This is a genomic window from Neobacillus piezotolerans (genome assembly GCF_003362805.1).
Taxonomy (GTDB): Bacteria; Bacillota; Bacilli; order Bacillales; family Cytobacillaceae; genus Bacillus_D; species Bacillus_D piezotolerans.
Genome location: NZ_QNQT01000035.1, coordinates 1 through 1126, shown reverse-complemented (window position 1 = coordinate 1126; position 1126 = coordinate 1). Strand labels below are relative to the sequence as shown.

The following is a 1126-nucleotide window of genomic DNA, read 5'->3' as shown; positions in this document are numbered from 1 at the left end:
TATATGTGATGAAGACAGTTTGGGATGGTGTGCGGTTTGAAAGTGTCTTCATTACCCGGATGAAGACAGTTTAGGTTTTATCCTGGGTTGAAACTGTCTTCATATCCTCGATAAAGACAGGTTTAAAAGCCTTACCGTTTTAAACTGTCTTCAACCAGTCTTATATGAGGAACATTGCGACTATGGTTGTAACGAGAAGGCCGATTATTACAGGCACGAGGTTCCTTCTCGCCAGCTCGAATGGATCAACATTGCAGATAGCGGCCGCGGGGATGAGCGCCCAGGGAACGAGGGTACCGCCGCCGACCCAGATTGCTGCGATTTGCCCCAGTGCCGTCAAGGTGGCCGCGCCTTTTCCAATTGAAACCGCGAAAAGTGCGGCGATTGAACCGGCAAGGGAAATGCCAGAGAAGCCTGAACCATCAAGCCCTGTAATCGCACCGACTACTGTAAGGGTAACTGCCGCGACTTCCTTGCTGAGCGGGACAAGCCCGGCTAGGGCAATGCCAAGATCATTAACAATGCCTTGCGAAGAGCTGGGAAGGTAATCGCCGATTATTTTTCCAAAACCGGCGTCGCCTAGATAGAAGAACGCCGCAATCGGAATGACCGGTCCGAACACTTTAAACCCGAACTGAAAGCCTTCCACCAAATACGAAGTTGTCTTTTCGAGCCCTCTGTTCTTGTGGGCGGTGAGTGTGATGGCAAGGAGGATTAATATTGACGTGCCGCCAATCAGCGCTGTCGCGTCCCCGCCCTGCAGGTTTAGCAGGAACATCGCGGTGACATCAAGGATGAAAAGCAAAGGGACGAGGATGGCGAATAACCTTTTTTGCCAGAGAGATAAGAGCAGCGCGCCGACCTTTGTTGGATGGGTGGTACCGCCCGGCACAACTCCGGTTAAAGCAGTCAGTTTGCCATTTTTTAAATCCCTTTTTAAGAAATAGAAAGCCACTACGGTTGTAACAGTTCCCATTACCAAAACTAGCGGAATGCTTGCGCTTAGTACGTCGCTGACCGAGAGGCCGGCAGCATCGGCTGTCAGTTTCGGTGCGGCCTGGATAACGAAGTCACCTGAAAGGGCGATCCCGTGGCCGAACAAGTTCATCGCCATTGCGACGCCAAG

At 51.5% G+C, this 1126-nt stretch carries 1 protein-coding gene; it reads right to left on the bottom strand.

Features of this window, described 5'->3' with window-relative positions; all coding sequences use genetic code 11:
- Positions 1-160: 160 nt before the first annotated feature.
- On the bottom strand, positions 161-1126 hold a 966-nt coding region (locus tag DRW41_RS22580; RefSeq protein ID WP_115454253.1), incomplete at its 5' end, for a hypothetical protein.